This window comes from Corynebacterium tuberculostearicum, assembly GCF_032821615.1.
GTDB classification, from domain to species: Bacteria; Actinomycetota; Actinomycetes; order Mycobacteriales; family Mycobacteriaceae; genus Corynebacterium; species Corynebacterium tuberculostearicum_H.
In genome coordinates this window covers 158,129-179,135 of sequence record NZ_JAVBIF010000002.1, presented here as the reverse complement: position 1 = coordinate 179,135, position 21,007 = coordinate 158,129, and the positions used below count along the sequence as shown (strand labels likewise).

21 protein-coding genes are annotated in these 21,007 nt (G+C 63.1%); 9 read left to right on the top strand and 12 right to left on the bottom strand.

Going from position 1 to position 21,007, the window contains the following annotated elements:
* Positions 1 to 72: 72 nt before the first annotated feature.
* Positions 73 to 1,095, bottom strand: coding sequence for a tripartite tricarboxylate transporter TctB family protein (locus tag RAE09_RS03685; protein ID WP_316980980.1), 1,023 nt, complete (start codon positions 1,093 to 1,095; stop codon positions 73 to 75).
* Positions 1,096 to 1,104: 9 nt separating this feature from the next.
* Positions 1,105 to 2,034, bottom strand: coding sequence for a Ppx/GppA phosphatase family protein (locus RAE09_RS03680; RefSeq protein WP_005327216.1), 930 nt, complete (start codon positions 2,032 to 2,034; stop codon positions 1,105 to 1,107).
* 33 nt (positions 2,035 to 2,067) lie between these two features.
* On the opposite strand from RAE09_RS03680, the gene RAE09_RS03675 reads away from it, so the two are divergent.
* On the top strand, positions 2,068 to 2,994 hold the full coding sequence (locus RAE09_RS03675) for a hypothetical protein (protein ID WP_316980979.1): 927 nt from the start codon (positions 2,068 to 2,070) through the stop codon (positions 2,992 to 2,994).
* Here the strand turns inward: RAE09_RS03675 and RAE09_RS03670 are convergent.
* From RAE09_RS03670 to mshA, 4 genes are all read right to left on the bottom strand, one after another.
* Complete coding sequence (locus RAE09_RS03670; protein WP_005323020.1) at positions 2,991 to 3,698, bottom strand: response regulator transcription factor; 708 nt, start codon at positions 3,696 to 3,698, stop codon at positions 2,991 to 2,993. The two genes, RAE09_RS03675 and RAE09_RS03670, sit on opposite strands and share 4 nt — an antisense overlap.
* Positions 3,695 to 4,957, bottom strand: a complete 1,263-nt coding sequence (locus RAE09_RS03665; protein ID WP_005323028.1) for a sensor histidine kinase — start codon at positions 4,955 to 4,957, stop codon at positions 3,695 to 3,697. The genes RAE09_RS03670 and RAE09_RS03665 overlap by 4 nt, the downstream gene beginning before the upstream one ends.
* A gap of 63 nt (positions 4,958 to 5,020) precedes the next feature.
* Entirely contained in the window at positions 5,021 to 5,767 is a 747-nt protein-coding gene (locus RAE09_RS03660; RefSeq protein WP_005323030.1) for a phosphoglyceromutase, read from the bottom strand.
* A gap of 39 nt (positions 5,768 to 5,806) precedes the next feature.
* Positions 5,807 to 7,072 (bottom strand): D-inositol-3-phosphate glycosyltransferase, encoded by a 1,266-nt coding sequence (gene mshA, locus RAE09_RS03655; protein WP_316980978.1) that lies wholly within the window; start codon positions 7,070 to 7,072, stop codon positions 5,807 to 5,809.
* A gap of 66 nt (positions 7,073 to 7,138) precedes the next feature.
* On the opposite strand from mshA, the gene RAE09_RS03650 reads away from it, so the two are divergent.
* The 4 genes from RAE09_RS03650 to RAE09_RS03635 all read left to right on the top strand — a co-directional run bounded on the left by RAE09_RS03650 (position 7,139) and on the right by RAE09_RS03635 (position 12,673).
* Positions 7,139 to 8,854, top strand: a complete 1,716-nt coding sequence (locus RAE09_RS03650; RefSeq protein WP_316980977.1) for a long-chain-fatty-acid--CoA ligase — start codon at positions 7,139 to 7,141, stop codon at positions 8,852 to 8,854.
* Between the two features lies 1 nt (position 8,855).
* Positions 8,856 to 9,341, top strand: a complete 486-nt coding sequence (locus tag RAE09_RS03645) for a methylated-DNA--[protein]-cysteine S-methyltransferase (protein WP_316980976.1) — start codon at positions 8,856 to 8,858, stop codon at positions 9,339 to 9,341.
* 72 nt (positions 9,342 to 9,413) lie between these two features.
* A complete protein-coding gene (locus RAE09_RS03640) occupies positions 9,414 to 11,123 on the top strand; it encodes a long-chain-fatty-acid--CoA ligase (RefSeq protein ID WP_316980975.1) in 1,710 nt (569 codons plus the stop codon).
* An 11-nt stretch (positions 11,124 to 11,134) separates the two neighbouring features.
* A complete protein-coding gene (locus RAE09_RS03635; RefSeq protein WP_316980974.1) occupies positions 11,135 to 12,673 on the top strand; it encodes an AMP-binding protein in 1,539 nt (512 codons plus the stop codon).
* On the opposite strand, the gene RAE09_RS03630 is transcribed toward RAE09_RS03635, so the two are convergent.
* On the bottom strand, positions 12,670 to 13,968 hold the full coding sequence (locus tag RAE09_RS03630) for a YihY/virulence factor BrkB family protein (protein ID WP_316980973.1): 1,299 nt from the start codon (positions 13,966 to 13,968) through the stop codon (positions 12,670 to 12,672). The genes RAE09_RS03635 and RAE09_RS03630 overlap by 4 nt on opposite strands.
* A 71-nt stretch (positions 13,969 to 14,039) precedes the next feature.
* Here RAE09_RS03630 and RAE09_RS03625 point away from each other — a divergent pair, with 71 nt between their 5' ends.
* Positions 14,040 to 14,516 carry an S-ribosylhomocysteine lyase gene (locus RAE09_RS03625; protein WP_086588932.1) on the top strand — a complete coding sequence of 159 codons (477 nt, stop codon included), beginning with the start codon at positions 14,040 to 14,042 and terminating at the stop codon, positions 14,514 to 14,516.
* 137 nt (positions 14,517 to 14,653) lie between these two features.
* Here RAE09_RS03625 and RAE09_RS03620 read toward each other — a convergent pair whose 3' ends face one another.
* Positions 14,654 to 15,760 carry a UDP-N-acetylmuramate dehydrogenase gene (locus tag RAE09_RS03620; RefSeq protein WP_316980972.1) on the bottom strand — a complete coding sequence of 369 codons (1,107 nt, stop codon included), beginning with the start codon at positions 15,758 to 15,760 and terminating at the stop codon, positions 14,654 to 14,656.
* A 24-nt stretch (positions 15,761 to 15,784) separates the two neighbouring features.
* Here RAE09_RS03620 and RAE09_RS03615 point away from each other — a divergent pair, with 24 nt between their 5' ends.
* The 3 genes from RAE09_RS03615 (at position 15,785) to RAE09_RS03605 (ending at position 18,025) form a co-directional block, all read left to right on the top strand.
* Positions 15,785 to 16,276: a DUF2505 domain-containing protein gene (locus RAE09_RS03615; protein WP_179387320.1), complete on the top strand. Its 492-nt coding sequence runs from the start codon at positions 15,785 to 15,787 to the stop codon at positions 16,274 to 16,276.
* Between the two features lie 20 nt (positions 16,277 to 16,296).
* A complete protein-coding gene (locus RAE09_RS03610; protein ID WP_239193807.1) occupies positions 16,297 to 17,109 on the top strand; it encodes a class I SAM-dependent methyltransferase in 813 nt (270 codons plus the stop codon).
* Between the two features lie 64 nt (positions 17,110 to 17,173).
* Positions 17,174 to 18,025 carry an LmeA family phospholipid-binding protein gene (locus RAE09_RS03605; protein WP_316980971.1) on the top strand — a complete coding sequence of 284 codons (852 nt, stop codon included), beginning with the start codon at positions 17,174 to 17,176 and terminating at the stop codon, positions 18,023 to 18,025.
* Here RAE09_RS03605 and RAE09_RS03600 read toward each other — a convergent pair.
* Genes RAE09_RS03600 through RAE09_RS03585 form a run of 4 tightly spaced genes read right to left on the bottom strand, consistent with a single transcriptional unit; the run spans position 18,022 to position 20,609 of the window.
* On the bottom strand, positions 18,022 to 18,531 hold the full coding sequence (locus RAE09_RS03600) for a beta/alpha barrel domain-containing protein (protein ID WP_316980970.1): 510 nt from the start codon (positions 18,529 to 18,531) through the stop codon (positions 18,022 to 18,024). The two genes, RAE09_RS03605 and RAE09_RS03600, sit on opposite strands and share 4 nt — an antisense overlap.
* Positions 18,531 to 18,821, bottom strand: a complete 291-nt coding sequence (locus RAE09_RS03595) for a DUF2516 family protein (RefSeq protein ID WP_150851018.1) — start codon at positions 18,819 to 18,821, stop codon at positions 18,531 to 18,533. The genes RAE09_RS03600 and RAE09_RS03595 overlap by 1 nt, the downstream gene beginning before the upstream one ends.
* A gap of 5 nt (positions 18,822 to 18,826) precedes the next feature.
* Entirely contained in the window at positions 18,827 to 19,255 is a 429-nt protein-coding gene (locus RAE09_RS03590; RefSeq protein WP_316980969.1) for a CGLAU_01105 family protein, read from the bottom strand.
* 19 nt (positions 19,256 to 19,274) lie between these two features.
* Entirely contained in the window at positions 19,275 to 20,609 is a 1,335-nt protein-coding gene (locus RAE09_RS03585; protein ID WP_316980968.1) for a DUF445 domain-containing protein, read from the bottom strand.
* Between the last annotated feature and the right edge of the window lie 398 nt (positions 20,610 to 21,007).

Here is a 21,007-nt window from a genome sequence, read left to right as displayed (position 1 = left end):
AGCCTCCACCATGCCAAAAATGCGGAACCCCGGCTACCACGTGGGGTAACCGGGGCGTCGACAAGCGGGGGCTTAGAGCATAACCAACAGCAGCGGGCCGAAGGTCAGGATTAGGCCGGTAAAGCCGGCCAGGAACATGGAGAATCCATCGCGCGCGGTGCGCAGGGCGTGCGTCACGCCCACCATAATCGCGGTGACGCACAACGCGAGGATGGCGACGATCACGCGCGGGAAGCTATCCCACAGAATCTCAAAGCCCTTGAAGATGACAATCGCCAGCAGGATGCCCGCGACAATCATCAGCAGGATGGAAACTGGGTTGAGCTTCTCGTGCTCTTCCTCGATCCACTCTTCGTCGTCCTCGACCTTGGGCAGGTTGCCGGTTTCCTCGGCATCCTTAGCGACGCCCGCCTTCTTCGACGCCGGCACCGCCGCCGCAGCGGCCGCTCCAGCGCCAGCTGCCGCAGCTCCCGCTCCGGCCACCTTCGCGCCCTTGTCGGCCTTCGGCTTTTCGGCAACGGGCTTCGCGGCAGCTGCCTCAGCCCCGGCAGGCTTGGCGGCAGCAGTCTTGGCATCCTCCTCCTTCGCCTTACCCACGCGCTGGATTACCGCGGTGTCATCCGCAGAAGGCTGATTCTTCTTCGGCGCCTCCTGTGCCGCAGCGGCAGCAGACTTGGCTGCGGGCTTGTCCGCGGATTTAGGAGCAGCCTTTGGTGCTGCCTCTGCGGCGGTCTTTGGTGCAGCCTTGGGTGCAGCCTTCGGCGCGGCAGGCTGAGCGGCGGTCGTGGCTGCGGACTGAGAATTTGGCTTGTCGGTGGACTTCTTTGCGGCGTCGGCATCGGTCGCGTCGGCAGCCTTGGGGGCGCGGATGACGGGAGCGTCCTCGTCGATGGAGACGGAGGTGTGCTTGGCCTCTGCAGGCGAAGCCTTGACCTTCTTGAGGTTGCCGGTTAGCTCGGCAACGGAGATGCCGCCTTCATCCAAGCTGCGGCGGTGGCGGCGCGAACGCTTGTCATCCTTGCCGCCCTTCTCGCCGCGGGCCTTTTTATCGCGAGCCAGCAGCTCTGCCACGGTCAACTTGTTCTTGTCAGCCATGATCTCTTCCTATTCCAATCCCTTGTCGGTCCGGCGCAAAATGACGCCCTCACGCAGCGCCCACGGGCAGATTTCCAGCTTCTCGATGTCCAAGGCTCGCATGGATGCCTCGGCCACCAGAGCGCCGGCAACGATTTGGTGCGATCGGTTAGAACTTACACCTTCTAGGTCCGCTCTGTCTGCCGCAGTCATGCGAGAGATGAAGGAAATTAACTGGCGCAGACCCGGTGCAGTCAACGTGCGCTTGACGTATGGGCCGGCAGACGAGGGTGCGGCACCGGTCAGGCGGGCCAGCGTACGGAAGGTTTTGGAGGTACCCACGGCAAGGCCAGCGGGGCCCATGGCCTTCATCTGCTGGGCGGCGTCTTCAAGCTCTGCATCAATGAAATCGCGCAGCGCGCTTACCTTTTTCTTCTCTGGCGGGTCGGTGTCGAACCAATTATGGGTCAACCGGCCAGCACCCAGGTCGAGGGAGAAGGCAAGGTCGGGGTGCTCGTCGGTACCGGTGGACAGCTCTAGCGAGCCGCCGCCGATGTCCAGGTTGGTAATACGGCCGGCGGACCAGCCATACCAGCGACGGGCAGCGAGGAAGGTCAGCTGGGCTTCTTCCACGCCGGAGAGGATCTGCAGGCGTACGCCGGTCTGCTTTTCCACCTCATCGAGCACGGCCTCGGAATTGGGCGCGGAGCGCACCGCCGAGGTAGCAAAGGCGATAAATTCCGCGCAGCCCAGCTTATCGCCCAGCTCGCTCGCCTCCGCTACGGCGCTGACCAGCTTCTTTACACCCTTTTCATGGATGTTGCCCTTCTTGTCCAGCTGTTCTACCAGCCGGAGCGGGGTCTTCCAATCGCTCATCGGAGTGGGCCGTCCGCCCGTCGCGGCATCGACCGCAACGAGGTGGACGGTATTGCTTCCGACGTCTAATACACCTAATCGCACACTAATAGCGTAGTAGGTCTACCGTGGTTAGGTGTGAATCGCCCAAAATCTGACACGGTATACCTAGGTTTTCCCGCGAGCTCGCCCGCGGCGGCGTCGATAAGAGCGGGCCGCGAAGAGGCCCCCGATTTCCCGCGGGAGTGGTTTGAATTTACCAACCCGAACGACCCACACCACGTCTTCTCCATCGACCTGACATGGGTGGAATCGCACTACAGCTGCCAATTTGGGACGTCGGCATGCCGGGGCATCGATAAGAGCCAGCCCGAGGTGGGCTGCTGCGTGCATGGCGCCTATATGGCCGATGAGGAAGACCGCGACCAGCTTTATGACGCCGTCTCGCGCATGCCCGCCAAATATTGGCAGCTGCGCCCAGCGGGGGTAGATGAGTTCCTCGCGCAGGACGCTACGGACGAGTTGGAGCCATGGCTGGAGTGGGACGAGCTCGACGGCGAGGACGGCGAATCGGAACCGGCGCTGAAGACCCCCATTGTGGATGGCGCGTGCATTTTTGCCAACCGCACCGGCTGGGCTACGGGCACGGGCTGCGCGCTGCACCAGTGGGCTGTCGATACCGGCGAGGAGCTCACGGTGGTAAAACCCGAGGTGTGTTGGCAGCTACCGCTGCGCCGCTACGAGGATTATGAAGAGCGCCCGGATGGACAGGAGATTTTGCGCACCCAGATTGGCGAGTATGACCGCCGCGGTTGGGGCAATGGCGGTGAGGATTTCGATTGGTATTGTTCGGCCGATGCTGCCTGCCATGCCAACCCGCTGCCGATGTGGCAGTCGCACGAGGACGAGCTGGTAGCGCTCATGGGCCGAGAGTCTTATGAGATTCTGGCCGCGCACTGCAAGGCCCGCGCCGCGGCGGCCGAGCACGGCGTCCAGCTCACGCAGCATCCGGCCAGCGTAAAGGCCGGGAGCCTACAGGCAGAAAACCAACGGGCGGAGAGCTAGAGCTCGAACTTATAGCCCAGACCGCGCACCGTAACCAAGTGTTTCGGACGGGAGGGCTGTTCCTCAATCTTGGAGCGCAGGCGCTTGACGTGGACATCGAGCGTCTTGGTGTCGCCAACATAATCGGCGCCCCAGATGCGGTCAATGAGCTGGCCGCGGGTAAGTACGCGGCCGGCGTTGCGCAGCAGGTACTCCAGGAGGTCGAATTCCTTGAGGGGCATGGAAACCGGCTCGCCCGCCACGGTAACGGTGTGGCGCTCCACGTCCATCTTGACGCGGCCGCCCTCGAGGAGCTGCTCGGTTACTTCTTCCTCCGCCTCGGTATCGGCACCGGCGCCGGAATCGTGGCCGCGGCGCAGCACCGCGCGGATGCGGGCGATGAGCTCGCGGGAGGAATAAGGCTTGGTCACGTAATCATCGGCGCCGAGCTCGAGGCCGACGACCTTGTCGATCTCGGAATCGCGCGCGGTCACCATGATGACCGGCACGGACGAGGTGGTGCGCAGCTGCTTGCATACCTCGGTGCCGGACATGCCGGGCAGCATGAGGTCTAGAAGGACGATATCGATGTCGTTAGCGGCAAACTTTTCCAACGCGGTGGGGCCATCGTGCGCGATGATCGGCTCGAAGCCCTCCTTGCGAAGGAGAAATGCCAGCGGATCTGCCAGCGACTCTTCATCTTCAACGATGAGGATGGTGGTCATTGTGCTTTATCCTTTCGACGTGCTGCAACGCGTGCTACTGCCCGCGGGAGCCCAGGCGCCGCCGCAGTGACGGCATCCTTTTTCTCATTATCCTTCATGCCAGCATCCTGCGCTGGCTTTTCTTCCCTGTAGATAGGCAACTCAATAGTGAATGTAGAACCCGTACCGGGCCGGGACCACAGTTTGATGTTGCCGCCGTGGTTGGCCACCACGTGTTTAACAATTGCTAATCCTAGGCCAGTGCCTCCGGTCTGCCGCGACCGGGCTTGGTCTACGCGGAAGAAGCGCTCGAAGACGCGCTTTTGATCATCCGGTGCGATGCCGATGCCGCGGTCCGTGACGCGGATGAGCACGACCCCGCCATCCACCACTTTTTGGGAGACGGACACCGGCATTTTCTCCGGCGAATAGTTAATTGCGTTGGAGACGAGGTTAGACAGGGCGGTAACCAACAGGGACCTATCTCCTTTGACCTGCACGCCTGCGGAAGCGCCGCGGTTGAGTTCGATGGAGCGAGCCTCCGCAGCCAGTTGGTTGCGCGAGAGCGCTTCCTCGATGAGGTCATCGACGGCCAACGGTTCCATCTCCGGCAGCGCCTCGGCGCCTTGCAGCTTGGACAAGGAAATAAGCTCGCTGACCATATCGGCCATGCGGTTGGCTTCCTTGTAAACCTTGTTGCCAAAGTACTCCACGGTTTCCTGGTCACCGGGGTCTTGGAGCAGGGCCTCGGCCAACAGGGCAATGCCGCCGACGGGGGTCTTGAGCTCATGGGAGACGTTTGCCACGAAGTCGCGGCGGGCGGATTCCATGCGGACGTTTTCGCTCTCATCGGTGCCGTAAATGATGACAAAGCGGCCGTCGTTAAGCGTCAGCGGCTTAATGACCGCCTTGAACTGGGTGACGCGGTGGCCCGTGCGGCGCTTGGGAATGGCCAGGTCGACGGTGCGGGTCTCCTTGTCTTCAAAGACCTCCTGCGCGGTCTGCCACACCTCTGGGTTCACGGCGCGATCATGGACCAGGGACATCTCATGGGCGGCCGGATTGGACATGACGATTTCTTGGTTGCGGTCCAGCACCGCCAGGGCCGTCGGTGAGCCCTGCACGGCCAAGTGCAGCACCTGGCTGACCGTCGTGACCTGGTTGGCCTCGGCATCGGTGGCTTGGCGGTAGCGCGCAATGCGCCCGCGCAACCAGGAAATCACCGGCAGCGCCAATCCGCAGGCCACCACGCCGGCGGCAAAGGAAAGAATCAATTCCACGTGTCTACCCTATCCACCACAAAGTCCCCAGGGAATACTCCCCGGGGACTTTAGCGCAGTTTCTTACTTACCGCCCTGCGCAGCAACGGCGGCGGCGCCGGCAGCGGCGGCTTCCGGATCCAGGTAAGTGCCACCTGGGTTTACCACGGAGCCGTCCTCGGTGATCTCATAGACCAGCGGGATGCCGGTCGGAATATTCAGGCCGGCAATATCGTCATCAGAGATATTGTCCAGGTGCTTGACCAGTGCGCGCAGGGAGTTGCCGTGAGCGGCGATAAGTACGGTCTCGCCCTTCTTAGCGCGTGGGAGGATTTCTTCCTCGAAGTACGGCACGAAGCGGGCGACGACGTCCTTCAGGCACTCGGTCTGCGGGACCTTGTCCAGGTCCGCGTAGCGCGGGTCATCGGCCTGGGAGTACTCGGAGTCATCGGCCAGCTCCGGCGGGCGCGTGTCATAGGAGCGGCGCCATGCCATGAACTTTTCCTCGCCGTACTCTTCCTTGGTCTCGGCCTTGTTCAGGCCCTGCAGGGCGCCGTAGTGGCGCTCGTTGAGGCGCCAGTCGCGCACCACTGGAATCCAGTGGCGGTCGGCGGCGTTAAGAGCGATGTTCGCGGTGCGGATAGCACGGCGCAGAAGAGAGGTATAGAGTACATCGGGCAGAACGCCTTCCTGCGCGAGCAGCTCACCGCCGCGCTTGGCTTCCGCCTCGCCCTTTTCGGTCAGATCTACATCGACCCAGCCAGTGAACTGGTTGGACTCGTTCCACTTGGATTGGCCATGGCGAAGAAGAATCAGCTTTCCGTTAGTCATGCCTCCAGCATGCCATGAAATTATTACCGGCGTCGGGGTTTAATCCCCAATCGCCCGCCGTTGATGGCAATCCGGGACCTCGATGCGGCTGGCCTCGTCATAGATTTCTGCGAGCGCGGCGGCGGAGCTGGCCCAACTAAAGCGCGCGGCGTGGGCGACGGCGGCTTCGCCCATGGCGATGCGCATGGGGTCGTCGTCAAGCAGGCGGGCTAGAGCATCGGCCCAGTCGGATGGGTCATGCGAGTGCACCAGCAGGCCGGTCTCCCCTTCGGCCACGGCGATGGGCAGCCCGCCAACGGCCGCGGCCACCACCGGCGTGCCAGAAGCCTGGGCCTCCAGCGACACTAGGCCGAAGGACTCGTTATAGCTAGGCACCGCCACGATATCGGCCGCGCGGTAGACCCCCACCAGCTCCTCTGGCGGGCGGGCGCCCAAAAAGCGCACGCGCTTATCGACGCCCAACTCACGCGCCAACTCCCTATAGGCCTCCGGCGCCGTATTGGCCCCCGATGGTCCGCCACAGATGACCACGCGCAGGTTGCGGGTCGGTTCGCGGCGGAAGAGCTCGGCCGTGGCGCGGATGAGGACCTCTGGGCCCTTGAATTTTTGCAGGCGCCCCACAAAGGCCACCACCTTGGTGTGCAGTGGAATGCCCAGCTCGCGGCGGGAGCGCTCGGTATTGCGGTCCGTGCCAGGGGTAAAAAGCTCGACGTCGGCGCCGGGCGAGACCACGCGAATGATGTCGCACTCGGCGTCGTAGTGCTCGGCCAAGTCGCGGGCCTCTTGCTCGGTATTGACCACGAGCAGGTCCGCGTTATCCACTAGTTGCTGCTCACAGATGCGCCGGGCCTCGGACTCCAAGGTGTCATCCGCGGTCCGGGAGGCGTTCTTCACCGCGGCGAGGGTATGAGCCGTGTGGATGAGCGGGATGCCCCAGAGATCCCGCAGTAGCCAGCCCACCTGGCCGGAGAGCCAGTAATGGGAGTGGATGAGGTCATATTTTTTGCCCTGCCATTTGGCAAATTGCACCATGCCGCCGGCGAAGGCGGCCAGCTGGGTCGGCAGATCCTCTTTATCCAGGCCCTCGTACGGCCCGGCGACGATATTAATGACGCGCAGGTGGGGCTCAACCTCCAAGATTTCGCCCTGGCTAGGCCGAGTGGCACGGGTATAGACGTCCACCTCGATTCCCCGGCGAGCCAATTGGCGCGCACTATTGAGGACGTAGACGTTCATGCCGCCGGCGTCCCCTGAGCCGGGCTGTTCAATCGGCGAGGTATGCATAGAGATCATGGCGATGCGCATGGCGCTCAATTCTACCGGCGCTATACTGGCCCCTGCCAGAAACCTACGCCACCGAAAGGTAAAGTTTTGTCCGCATACGAATCACAGGCTTGGCTCCAGTATTACCCGGAATGGACACCGCACCACCTCGAGTACGGCGACACCACGTTGCTGGATATTTACGACAACAACCTTGAGGTCAACGCCGATAAACCGGCCACCTACTTCTTCGGACGCACCCAAACGTATGCGGAGCTGGACCGGCAGGTTCGCGCTGCGGCCGCTGGCTTGAAAGCCTTCGGTGTGCGCCCCGGTGACCGCGTCGCCATCGTGGCGCCAAACTCGCCACAGTACATCGCGGCGTTCTACGCTATCTTGAAGCTGGGCGCCCAGGTGGTGCTGCACAACCCGCTCTACACCGCCCACGAGCTGGAAGGGCTCTTCCAGGATCACGGCGCGCGCATCGCCATTGCCTGGGACAAGGCGGCCCCCACCCTGGAAAAGCTGCGGGCGACTACCAACCTGGAAACGGTCGTGTCCATCAACATGATCAACGCCATGCCTACCTTGCAGCGCGCCGCCCTACGCCTGCCCATCCCGCCGCTGAAGTCCAAGCGCGAGCAGCTATCGTCCCCGGCGCCCAATACCGTGCCGTGGGAGACTCTGGTGGGCAATGCCATCGGCGGCGACGGCAGCGATATCACCACGCCGGAGGACGTGGACAAGGACACCATCGCGCTCATCATGTACACCTCCGGCACCACCGGAAAACCCAAGGGCGCCATGCTCTCACACGGCAACCTGTTTTCTAACATCATGCAGGGCAAGGCCTGGGTACCGGGTCTGGGCGATAAGCCGGAGCGTATGCTGGCCGCCCTCCCCTTCTTCCACGCCTATGGCCTAACTATGAACGTCACCCTTGCGCAGTTCATCGGCGGCGAGCTAGTCATCCTGCCCAAGCCAGATATGTCGCTCATCATGCAGCTGATGAAGAAGCACACCCCGACCTGGGTACCGGGCGTGCCGACGCTCTACGAGCGCATCGTGAAGGCCGCCGAGGATCAGGAAATCCCCATCAAGGGTGTGCGCGCGGCCTTCTCCGGCGCGTCTACCCTGCCTTCGGACACGGTTAACAAGTGGGAGAACTACACCGGCGGCCTCTTGGTGGAGGGCTATGGCCTCACCGAGTGCTCGCCGATTATCGTGGGCAACCCAATGAGCACCGACCGCCGCCCGGGCTACGTGGGCATTCCGTTCCCGGATACCGAGGTGCGCATTGCCAACCCGGATAATCTCGATGAAACCCAGCCCGATGGCGTAGAGGGCGAGGTGCTGGCCCGCGGCCCGCAGATCTTCAAGGGCTATCTCAACAATGAAGAGGCCACCGAGGCCGCCTTCCACGGCGAGTGGTTCCGCACCGGTGACATGGGCATCATGGAAGAAGACGGCTTTATCCGCCTGGTCAGCCGCATCAAGGAAATCATCATCACCGGCGGCTTCAACGTCTACCCCGGCGAGGTGGAAGAAATCCTGCGCGAGCACCCGAGCATCGATGACGTCGCCGTGGTCGGCCGCCCGCGCGAGGACGGCTCCGAGGACGTCGTGGCCTGCCTCGACCTCGCCGATGGCGCCGCCCTGGATCCGGAGGGACTCAAGGACTACTGCCGCGAGCGCCTGACCCGCTACAAGGTTCCGCGCACCTTCTACCACTTTGAGGAGCTGGCCAAGGACCAGATGGGCAAGATCCGCCGCCGCGAGGTCCAAGCGGACCTCATCCGCCGTCTCGAGGCCGAACAAAACTAACATGTTCCGCCTCATCGATAGCCCCCTCGGACCCCTGCGCTTGCAGGCGAGCCCGCGGGGGCTTTCCCGCGTGGAATTCACCGCAGCCGGCACCCCGCAGGAGGAGGTAAGCAGTGCGGAAGAAGGGGACGTCGGAAAGCGCAGCACAGACGTGCTCGACGCCGCCCAGACGCAGCTCGCGGAGTATTTCGCCCGCCGGCGCCGCGCCTTCGAGTTGCCCCTAGACCCGCCTGCGACGACCGACTTCCGCGCCGCAGTGCATGCGCAGTTGGCGGGAATTGGCTACGGGGAGACGGTCACCTACCGCGACGTCGCTAAGTTACTCGGCCGCCCCGGCGCGACGCGGGCCGTGGGCAGTGCGTGCGGCGCCAATCCCCTACTCATCGTGCGGCCGTGCCACCGTGTGCTGCGCAGCGATGGCGGGCTCGGCGGCTACGCGGGTGGTCTGGAAGCCAAACGTTTTTTGCTGACATTAGAAGAACACTAGAGGGATTCCTCAAACTTGGGATATGCTATCCCTTCAGAAATAGTTTCTGTAGCCAAACGAAAGGGTTTTCGCGTGTCCGCTTCCACCTCCCGAGCCTGGCTCGAGCACTACAGCGACTGGACCCCACACACGCTGGACTACGGCGATAAAACCATCGTCGACTACTACCGCACTAACCTGCGGGCCAACGCCAATAAATCCGCCACCTACTTCTTCGGCCGCACGCACACCTACGCGGAGCTCGATAGCCAGGTGCGCGCCGCCGCGGCCGGACTCAAGGCCTTTGGCATTCGCCCGGGCGATAAGGTAGCCATCGTCCTGCCCAACTGCCCCCAGCACGTCGTCGCCTTTTATGCGGTCCAGCTACTTGGCGCCACCGTGGTCGAGCACAACCCGCTTTATACTGCCCCGGAATTTGAGGGGCTACTCAAAGACCACGGCGCGCGCGTGGCAATCTCCTGGGATAAAACCGCCTCCACGCTGGAAAGACTACGCTCGACCACCCCGCTGGAGACCATCGTCTCCGTCAACATGGTCGATGCCATGCCACCGATCAAGCGCCTCGCGCTGCGCCTGCCCATCCCGCCGCTGGCCGCCAAGCGCGAGCAGCTGACCAGTCCCGCGCCCAACACCGTGGAATGGTCCACGCTCATCGGCGCGGCCATTGGCGGCGATGGCTCAGACCTCGACTTCCCCGAGATCTCCCAGGACGATATCGCGCTCATCCTCTACACCTCCGGCACCACCGGCAAGCCCAAGGGCGCGCTATTGTCCCACGGCAATCTCATTGCCAATGCCATCCAAGGCAAGGCCTGGGTGCCGCAGATGGGCAAACAACAAGAGCGCTTCCTCGCAGCGCTACCCATCTTCCACGCCTATGGCATGACCACGCTGTGTATTTTCAGCATCTACCTGGGAGCCGAGCTCATCCTGCTTCCCTCCCCGCAGATGCCGCTCATCCTGGACGTCATAAAGAAGCGCACGCCTACCTGGCTGCCGGGTGTGCCCACCCTCTATCAGAAGATCATGGACGCGGCCGAAGAAAAAGACGTTGACTTAAGCGGCATTCGCAACGCCTTTTCTGGCGCCGCCACGCTGCCCGTGGAGATTGTGGAGCGCTGGGAGGCCATGACCGGCGGCCGGCTCGTGGAAGGCTTCGGCATGACGGAAACCTCCCCGGTCCTTACCGCCAACCCCATGAATGGCAAGCACCGCCCCGGCTATGTGGGTGTGCCCTTCCCGGATACGGAGGTGCGCATTGCCAACCCTGAGAATCTGGATGAAACCCAACCCGACGGCCAACCGGGCGAGATGCTCGCGCGCGGCCCGCAGATTTTCCAGGGGTATTTTGGCAATGCCGCCGCTACCGAAAAGACCTTCCACAATGGTTGGTTCCGCACCGGCGATATGGCGCTCATGGAACCGGATGGCTATATCAAGCTGGTCAGCCGCATCAAAGAAATCATCATCACCGGCGGCTTCAACGTCTACCCCGCCGAGGTGGAAGAGGCGATTGCCCAGCATCCCGACGTCGTGGATGTCGCCGCCGTGGGCCGCCCGCGCCAGGATGGCTCCGAGGATGTCGTCGGCTGCGTCACCCTGCGCGATGGCGCCGTGCTTGATCCAGAAGGCCTGAAGGAATTCTGCCGCGAGCGCCTGACCCGCTATAAGGTGCCGCGCACCTTCTACCACTTCGAAGATCTGGCGCGCGACCTCCTGGGCAAAATCCGCCGCCACCAGGTGCGCAAGGACCTACTCGAGCTGCTGGGAGCAAAGGCCTAAACTTAGCGGCTATGGCTGATATTCATTACGGCGCTACCTTGACGGATTTCCTCGCGACGGCCGTCGCCAGGTTTCCGCAGCGCCCCGCCACCTATTTCGCTGGCCACACGCTAACCTATAGCGAGCTCGATGCCCAGGTGGCGGCCGCGGCCGGCGCCTTGCGCGAGATGGGAGTGCGTCCCGGCGACCGGGTGGCACTCCTGCTCCCCAATTGCCCGCAGCACGTGGTGGCATTCTTCGCCATCCTGCGCCTAGGCGCGGTGGTGGTAGAGCATAATCCGCGCTATACCGCGCACGAGCTCACCCCGCTGCTCGCCCACCATGGCGCCCGCGTGGCCATTGCATGGGAGGACATTGCCCCCACCGTCTCCGCGCAGGTAGAGACCACCATTTCCGTTTCCCTGAGCGCACCGCTTCCGCTAAACGGCACCCCGGTGGAGCCGTACCCGGCCACGCTTGCCGACGCCGCCCTTATCCTCTACACCTCCGGCACCACCGCCCGCCCCAAGGGCGTGGTCTTAACCCACGGCAACCTCGCGGCCAACTGCCTGCAGCTGGAAACCCAAGCCCCGCTGCGCCCCGGCCATGAGCGCTTCTTGGCCGCGCTGCCCATGTTCCATTCCTATGGCCTGACGATGAGCGTGCTGCTCGCGGTGCGCTGTGCGGCCGAGATCATCCTGCTGCCTGCCCCACACACCGACGCGGTGACCAAGGTGCTAGCCACGCGCCGCCCCACCTGGATGCCGGGCGTGCCCACCATCTACGAGCGCGCCATGGCGGCCACTCCCGCGGCCCCAGCCACCGCCGCTTCTGACGCACCCGCGGACCTCGGCGGGGTACGCTACTCCATCTCGGGCGCGGCTTCCCTCCCCTCGCGCATCATCGAGCCATGGGAGGCGCGCACCGGCGGCATGCTGGTGGAAGGCTATGGGCTTACGGAGACCTCGCCCGTACTGACTATCAACCCCCTCGATGAGACCCGGCGCGCCGGCACCATCGGCCTGCCGCTGCCGGATACGCAGCTGCGCATCGGCGATCCTCACGACCTCAGCCGCACCCAGCCGGATGGCGAGCCCGGCGAGATCCTCGCCCGCGGCCCGCAAGTCTTTAGCGGCTACCTTGCCGACGCCCCCGCCACCGCCGCCGCCTTCCATGGAGGCTGGTTCCGCACCGGAGACATGGGCGTTCGCGAGCCCGATGGCCATATCAGGTTGGTGGGCCGCATCAAGGAAATCATCATCACCGGTGGCTTCAATGTCTATCCCGGCGAGGTTGAGGAGGCCTTAACCTCCCACCCTGACATCGCCCAGGCCGCGGTCGTAGGTGTTCCTCGCTCCGATGGTTCAGAAGATGTCGCCGCTTGCGCGGTGCTTGCCCCCGGCGCGCAGCTCAATGAGCCCGCCTTGCGCGACCATTGCCGCGGGTTGTTGGCGCGCTATAAGGTCCCGCAACGATTTTTTGCCATGGATAAGCTCGCGGGAGATCAGCTGGGCAAGCTGCGCCGCCGCGATGTCCAGCGCGATCTCCTCGCCCTGCTCAGCCAGGGCTAGCCTTCTTCCTGCTCTTCCCGGCGCACCGCCTGTCGATAGATGCGCTCGGAACGTTCCTCAAGGTCGTGCTGGGCGCGGGCTTGGGATTTAGCGGCGGCGTCGGAACGCGGCGGGGCCTGAATATGCCGCGCAGCGTGCAGGCCCAATTGCAGCTCCTTTGCGCGCAGGATCTCCGCATCGAGCTTGATACCCAGGATGAGCATCGTATTAGATAGCCACACGGCCATGAATACGGCCATGATGAGGCTGAAGGCGCCGTAGACGCTGGCTCCGGCAAAGCGCTGGGTATACAGCGCAAATGCTCCCCACACCACGACATTGGTACTCAGCGCCACAACGGAGCCTAGGGTTATCCATCGAAAGCGCGCCGGCCGCACGTTCGGGGAAAAGTGATACAAGATGGCGATCAAGCTCAGCACGATCACCACGGTGAGCGGGAAGCGCAGCCAATTCCACACCGGCATGAAGATCCCACCCAAAAAGTCCGCGGTGCCCTGCATCTCCAACTTGCCCGCGAGCGGATCGATAACGCCGCTCACGATGGTATCGCGCAGCAGGTTAGCAAAGAGGACGATGACCGCACCGATGACGAGGACGATGGTCAGCCCCCACATCAACGCCCAGGTGCGGATGATTCCGCGGCCCTCTACTCGCCCATAGACGGTATTGGCCGTGCGCGAGAAGGCGCGCACATAGGCCGAGGCCGCAAAGAGCGAAATCAGCACGGATACCACCAGCGCGAAGGTGCCTTGCGCCGTGGAACCAATGATGGAGCCAACCAATTTCTCGGCCTGCTCCGTCATGGAACTGGGCACGTAGTCCGCAATGAATTGAGAGGTTAATTCGTGCACCTCGGCACGCCGCGAGGAGAAAATGAGCGTGGCGATGGAATAGGCGGCCAGCACCGTAGGGGCAAAGGCCATGAGCGTGAAGTACGTCATTGTGGCCGCACGGTCCATCAAGGCATCGTGGAAGAAATCAGCCCACACGCGGCGCACCACCAGCCCCCAGCTTTCCCTACGCAAGCGGTTACCGCGGGCCAGGGGATCTACTTCCTCGGTATGGCCCGCAATCTTGACCACGGTGGGCGCGGTGCTCGGCACGATCTTATCCGCCCCTTCGTAGACGGATTCGCTCACCGGAATAGCCGCGGCGTTCGACGGAGTCCCGGCAGGCGGGTGGCCGGCAGGCTGCTCGCCAGCGGGCTGCTTGCCGTCAGGCTGTACGGCAGAAGGCAAGTCCCCAGGGGTGCGTGCGGCGCCGGGGGCCTCGGCGGCGTCGTCGAGAGTGCTCATATTATCCCAGCGTATGCGGTAAAGAATCTATTTCAGGAAGTGACACTCAGCCGTGATTACACTGGGGAAGCATGACTGACCAGAATGAAAAGAAGCTCAACGTTAAGTCCTTCGAACTCGACCACCGCCTAGTCAGCGCGCCATATATCCGCGTGGCCGACCGCACGGATTTGGGCGGCGGCGTCGAAATCATCAAGTACGACCTGCGTTTCTGCCAGCCTAACCAGGATCACCTGGACACCAAGGCGCTGCATTCGGTGGAGCACATGATGGCAAACTTCATGCGCAATTACACCGATAAGCTCATCGGTTTCGCCCCGATGGGCTGCCGCACCGGCTTCTACGCCATCACCAACGGCATGGAGCAGGACGAGCTGCTGCGCGCGGTGGAAGGCGCGCTCAACGATATTCTTAACGCTACCGAGGTACCGGCCGCCAATGAAGAGCAGTGCGGTTGGGGTGCGCACCACAGCTTGGAGGGCGCGCAGGAGGCGGCCCGCGCATTCCTGGGCGCTAAGGATGAGTGGCTCCAGGTCATGGCGGCCTAAGCGAGTCGCCGGCGCGCTAGGCGCCGAACTGAAAAAGCAGCCACGATAGACCCGAAAACCGCGTGGTTAAGGTCGCTATCGTGGCTGCTTTGTAGGTTTTATGCCCCAGAGACTCGGAGCGAAAGCGCGGTCGCGCGCTACTCGTCGAGGGAGAGGCCGATCCACACCGGTTCGGGCACGAGTTCCACGCCGAAGGTTTCGTGGACGCCGTCGCGGATGGTGCGGGCGAGGTTCACAATATCGGCGGCCGTGGCCTCGCCGCGGTTGGTCAGCGCCAGCGTGTGCTTCGTCGAGAGCGTGGCCCTGCCGGAGCCCGGATAGCCCTTGGCAAACCCGGCGCGGTCAATGAGCCAGGCGGCGGAGAGCTTTTCCCGGCCGGTCTCGGCAGAGGGGTGGCGGGGCATGGAGTCTGCGGTGGCGTCGCCAAGCGAGGTACGGACCTTGGCCTGGACGGCGTCGGCAAGAGCGGAGTCCACCACCGGGTTGGTAAAGAAAGAGCCGGCGGACCAGGTGTCATGGTCGGTGGGGTCGAGCACCATGCCCTTGCCGCGGCGGAGCTTGAGGACTTCCTCGCGGACCTCGGCCACGGGGCGGCGCTCGCCCGGATTCTGGGTGAGCTGGCCAAAGCGCAGCGGGCGGGAAAGGCCCTCAGTATCGAGCTGCAGCTCCACTTCAAGGACCACGGCGCGGCCGGTGAATTTCAGGTTGGAATAGCGATACGCTAGCTCCAGATCGGAGGCGGGGACCCACTCATCGCTATCGGTGCGGCGGTTATAAAGGCGCACGCGGGTAAGGACCTCAGAGATTTCCGCGCCATAGGCACCCACGTTTTGCACCGGGACCGCGCCCACGGTGCCGGGGATGCCGGAGAGGCACTCGATGCCACCCAAGCCGAGCTGCACGGAGCGAGCCACCACGTCATCCCAGACGGCGCCCGCCTGTGCGCGCACCATTCCGGTCTCGGTATCCATAGAGACCTCGTCGAAATCGAGGATGACCGCGACGAGATCCACTGCGCCATCGGCCACCAAGAGGTTCGATCCGCCGCCAACGACGATGAATTTCACTTCGGCGTGATCAAGGGCACGCACCACGGCAACGGCGGCCTCCGGCTGCGAGCAGCGCAGTGCGGCCTGCGGTTTTCCGCCTACACGCAGCGTAGTCAGGTCCGCGAAGGTGGCGGCGGGGTCCAGTTCTACGCCGTCGATCGCTGTGAGCTGTTGCGTCAAAGATTTATCAAGCACGCCTACCAAGGTAGTCTGTTAGGCATGTCAACCCGTAGTGAAAACACCGTAACCATCAATCAGCCCATCGAAAAGGTCCACAAGGCGCTGCTCACCAAGGAATACTGGGAGTACATCGTGGCCAACCTCTCCCCCGAGGCGGGCCAGGTGCACGACTTCAGCGATAACGTAGCCACCCTCTTCGAGGTTCTGCCGACCACCCTGCTGCCAGAGGCAGTGCGCGCCATGGTCTCCCAGGACCTGAAGGTCAAGCGCGTGGTTACCGTGGGCGAGCTCAACGGTGAGGCTGCTGACGTTAACTACACCGCGGACGTCAAGGGCACCCCGGTTGATTTCAAGGGCGATATCTCCCTGGCCGGCGAAGGCGAAATGACCAAGCTGTCCTACGTCAACGAGATTTCCGTCAACATTCCGATGATGGGCGCCGCCATCGAGCCGAAGGTGGGCGAGTCCCTGGGCGAGCTCTTCGATAATGAGGGCAAGCTGACCGAACAGTGGATTTCTGAGAACGCCTAAGTTCTTAAGCCCCAATATCTATGGCCGACCACGCACATAATCTGCGCGCCAGCGCAGCTGCGGGTCGGCCTTTTGGCGTTATTACCCGCGGCACCACCAACCACAACCGGCTGCGGCGCTGCGATAGGTGGATGCTCGCGCACCCGGAGATTTCCGCGCTGCTGCGGCATGTGGATACGCCGCTGGCGCTCGATGTGGGCTACGGGGCCTCGCATGCGACCACCGTGGAGTGGGCGGGGTGGCTGCGCCGGGCGAATCCGCAGGTAGACGTGCGCGGGTTGGAGATCCACCCGGACCGGGTGCTGCCGCCACGCGATGGCGTGCGCTTCGAGCTGGGCGGTTTTGAGCTGGCAGGCTACCGGCCGCAGCTGGTGCGCGCGTTTAATGTGCTGCGCCAATATGACGTGGACCAGGTGGAAGAGGCCTGGCAGACGGTGTGTTCCCGGCTTGCCCCGGGCGGCTTCTTTGTGGAGGGCACCTGCGATGAGCTCGGCCGGCGCGCAGCCTGGTTGCTACTCGATGCCCATGGTCCGCGGACGCTCACCCTGGCGTGGGACCCGTTTGACGTGGCGCGCCCTTCCGATATTGCCGAGCGCCTGCCCAAAATCCTTATCCACCGCAACGTGCCCGGCGAGCCCATCCACGAGCTGCTTCAGGCCGCCGACGAGGCTTGGGACCGCGCGGCCGGCTGGGCGCCTTACGGCCCGCGCGTGCGCTGGCGTAGAGCACGCGCCATGCTTGCCGACGCCCCCTTCAACATCCACCCCGTCCGCCGGCGCCTGCGCGATAATGTGCTCACTGTGGACTGGGAATCGGTGGCGCCGCAAGGTTAAAAATGTCCTGCTAACTTCGCCGCAGACTTTGCCCCGCGCCGTCTCATGCGCCACACTGGTACGCATGGCTTCGAAGAAATCGGCGGGTTCACTCGCCTGGAAAATCATCATTGGCATCCTCGTAGCACTCCTCGTGCTCATCCTGCTGGCCGAGTTCGGCCTGCGCTGGTTCATCGGCCACCAGATGACCTCGCAGTTCAACGAGGCCGCTGAGCAAGAGGGCATCCAGGTCAAAGAGGACCCCTCCGTCAGCTTCGGCGGCAGCCCACTCCTGCTGGGGTTGTTTAAGGGCTCCATTTCCCAGATGGATATGACCACGCCGTCCACCCTGCAAATCGACGGCACTGAGATCAAGGGCCAGCCTGCCTCCGAGATCCACGTGGAAGACATGAGCACGGACCAGGACAACCCGGTGGCCGGCAAGCTGCGCGCTTCTACCACCGTGCCGGATGACTACCTGCTGGCCTCCTTCCAGAAGGGCATTTCCGAGCAGGCCGGCAGCGACAAGGTAGGCAATATGGTAGTCACGGAGATTACCGCCAATGAGCAGGACCATGTGCTGGACGTGAAGTTCGCCGGCGGCCTGGCCAACCTCTCGCTGGAGCCCACTGCCCACGATGGAAAGCTCGATATCCGCGCCACCGAGGCCGCCATCTTCGGCCTCGAGCTGCCGGACCAGGCCACCGAAGCCATCTCCTCCGCGCTGCAAAACGGCATGTCGGATCAGTTCGTGGGCTCGGACATGAACGTCGATTCCGTAGAGGTGCTCGATGGCGAGCTCAAGCTCACCATCACCGGCACCGATGTTCCGATGAACGACATGGACAAGCTGGCCGGTGGCGGCGAGGGCACCGCCGGCAATGGTGGGTCTAACAATGGCGCGCCGCAGCAGGACGCGCAGAAGGAAGCCGCCTAAACCAAAGCGGCGGGAAATTCGAGGACCGGAAGCATGGCAGCAGCCAACGCCGGTCCTTTTTTCATACCTTCTTCACCGGCACCGGATTCCGCGCGGTCCGCGCCTGCGGCCGCGGAGCTGCGCACAATGAGGCGCTGGTAGCCGGCTTGGTGGGCGGCGATGAGGGTGGCGTCGGCAAGCGGGGCGTCTGGGACGATGAGGCCCAAGCGGGCCGGATCCGGGCAGGCCTCGCGGATGGCGATGAGCTCGGAGAGCACGGCATTGGCATCCGTCACGGTCTCATCAAGGCTGACCCACACCTCGCTGGCGCCCGACTGGATGGCCAAGCGCGCCTCAGAGGCCTTGATGAGCGTGTGATGGCGGCCGGTGGGATAGCCGGCGACGGAGATGATATCGGCCGCGCCGGCCCCCGCGGCAATGGAAACATGGTGCGGGGAGACCACGACGGTGTTATCGGCGGCGCGGTCCTTGACCGTCGCGGCCGGGGCAGCAAGCAGGTTAAGCATTAGTAGCTGTAATCGCCGTTGATGATGGCCTTGAGCTGCGGGCGCACATCAAACCAGTACACGCCGGTAATGACCGTGCCGATCCAGGAAAGGAATGGCATGCCGGTGGCCATCGCTACGGCCGAGCCCGCCAGCAGGCCAACCCACACCCACTTGCCCTGACGGTCGCCGGCGCGGAAGGCATCCTCGCGCGTGGCGGCGGCAAGCACCGCACCGACGATGGCGGTCAGGGTGAGGATTCGGAAGATGTAGCCGTCTAGATTCCAGGCAAGTTCATAAAGGAAATACATGCAGATTAATTCTGTGGGTCGTCGGTGTCGATTACTTCGCCATCGATAATATTATCGCCCTGCGAAGGAGCCGAATTCTGGCCGGGGCGCGGCGCATTCTTCTTTTCCGCGCGGCGGGCCTGGGCGGAATTATAGGCGTCCATAACGCCCCCACGGGTCTCTTGGTAGGCGGTAGTGAACTTGCCCTTGGCATCAGCGAAAGACGCGGACTCGCGGGTGCCATCGGCGGCCTTCTTCAAGGAAGCACCAAATTCCTTCGCGGTGGTGGTGGCCTTGTCCACCAGGCCGTCCTTGCCGGTGGCGCCGTAGGGGCTGTGTGCTTGAGCGTGCTGGGTGCGCTCTTCTTGCAGGCGGCCGCCGAAGTCCTTGGCTACCTCAAAAGCAGCGCTGCCGGCATCCTTCAGGGAATCAAAAATCTTCTTATTATCGCTCATTGCTCATTACTCCTTTTGTCTAAGCACCAAAGATAAGGTGGTTGATCGCGAATATCACCAATCCTGCCAGGGAACCGACGATAGTGCCGTTCAAACGAATAAACTGCAGGTCTTTGCCCACCATGAGCTCGATATTGTGGGAAGCTTCCTCCGCATCCCAGCGCTTGATGGTCTCGGGGATAATCGCAATGATTTCCGGGGCGAATTTCTCCACCGCGTAGCGCGCGGCCTTATCCACGAGCGCATTGGCCTGGGCCAGGAATTCGGAGTCCTCGAGCAGGCGGTGCGCCAGCTCCTTTACCTTGGCCGTAATCTTCTGGCGCAGGAAGGACTCCGGGTCATTGAGCTGGTCAATGAGCGTGGTGGATACCGTGCGCCACATGGCCGCCGGTGCCTGCTGGGCTTGGTCGGAGGCGAGCATCTCTTGCTTGATGCCCTCAATGCGCCCGCGCATGTCCGCATCCCACTGCAGATCCGAGGCCAGCTTGGACAGGTTGCGGCGAATGGCCAGGCGGGCCTCGTGGTTGCCGTTGCGGCGCACCTCATCGGCGAATTCCACGAGCTCGGTATAGACCTTCTCCCCCACCATCTCGCGGGCAAAGCGCGGCGCCCATCCCGGCATGCGCTCGTCGATTGCGGTGACCACGGTGGGCTCCATGCTCAGAATCTTGCCGTGCGCCCACTCAATGAGGTCGTCTTCCAGCGGACGAGCCTTGCCGTCAGCAATATAGCCCTCCAGCAACCTGCCGAGCGGCGGGCCCCACTCTGGCTCGGCCAGGCGGTCCATGACTTGGGTGCGGATGAAATGCTCTGCTTCTTCGGGGTCCAAATCTGCGACTACGCTGGCGGCACGCTGACCAATCCACGCGGAGACCTCCTCCGCCTTGCCGGGCTCCACGCCCTGGCGCGCCAGCCATAGCGGCAGCTCCGCCTCCCGCACCTTGGCGCTAAGCGCATCTGCGGTAAGGAAGTTCTCCTCCACGAAGTCACTTAAGGCATCGCCCACGCGGTCCTTATTATTCGGAATCAGCGCCGTATGCGGGATGGGCAGCCCCAACGGCCGGCGAAATAACGCGGTTACCGCAAACCAGTCCGCCAGGCCACCTACCATGCCGGCCTCCGCTGCGGCACGCACGTAGCCCACCCACACTGGAGCCCCGCTTTCCGACGCCTGCCACCACGAACACCCCAAAAAGATCACCGCGGCACCAATCAGGAACGACAGCGCAATCGCCTTCCACCGGCGCAGGTCCGCACGCCGGGCCTCCTGATTGCCAGCCTGCGGCACGGGAGCAGCACCCGACGATGCCGTTGCCGTAGCCGTTTCGAGGCTGTCGTCCGCGCGGTGCGTCATGAGTTCTCCTTGGGGTTGTGAAGGTGTATTCGGGCTTCGGCCATTAAGACTAGTGCGTGCTTAAAAGCACTCGACCTCTGCCTTCAGTAATTAAGTTTGTGGACGCCAAAGAATCTGAACAGAAGGGCCCCGGTTTTCTGTTAGATGAAGATAAACACCCACCAGCACAAATACTTACTTCGTTTGTCTAAGCAGGCGGTCTTAATGGGGTTGACCAGGTCGCTTCCGAGGCTAAGGATAAGCTCTTCGATGCTGCCGAGGGTATGAAGGATAAGGCCAACAAGGTTATCGGCGGCCTGAAGGACGACTAATCCTCGGCCTCCTCGTCTCTGTCTCTGCACATCGCTGCGCTGACACTCTGCTGGCGCAGCGAATTTATTGATCAAGACTACGTTCGC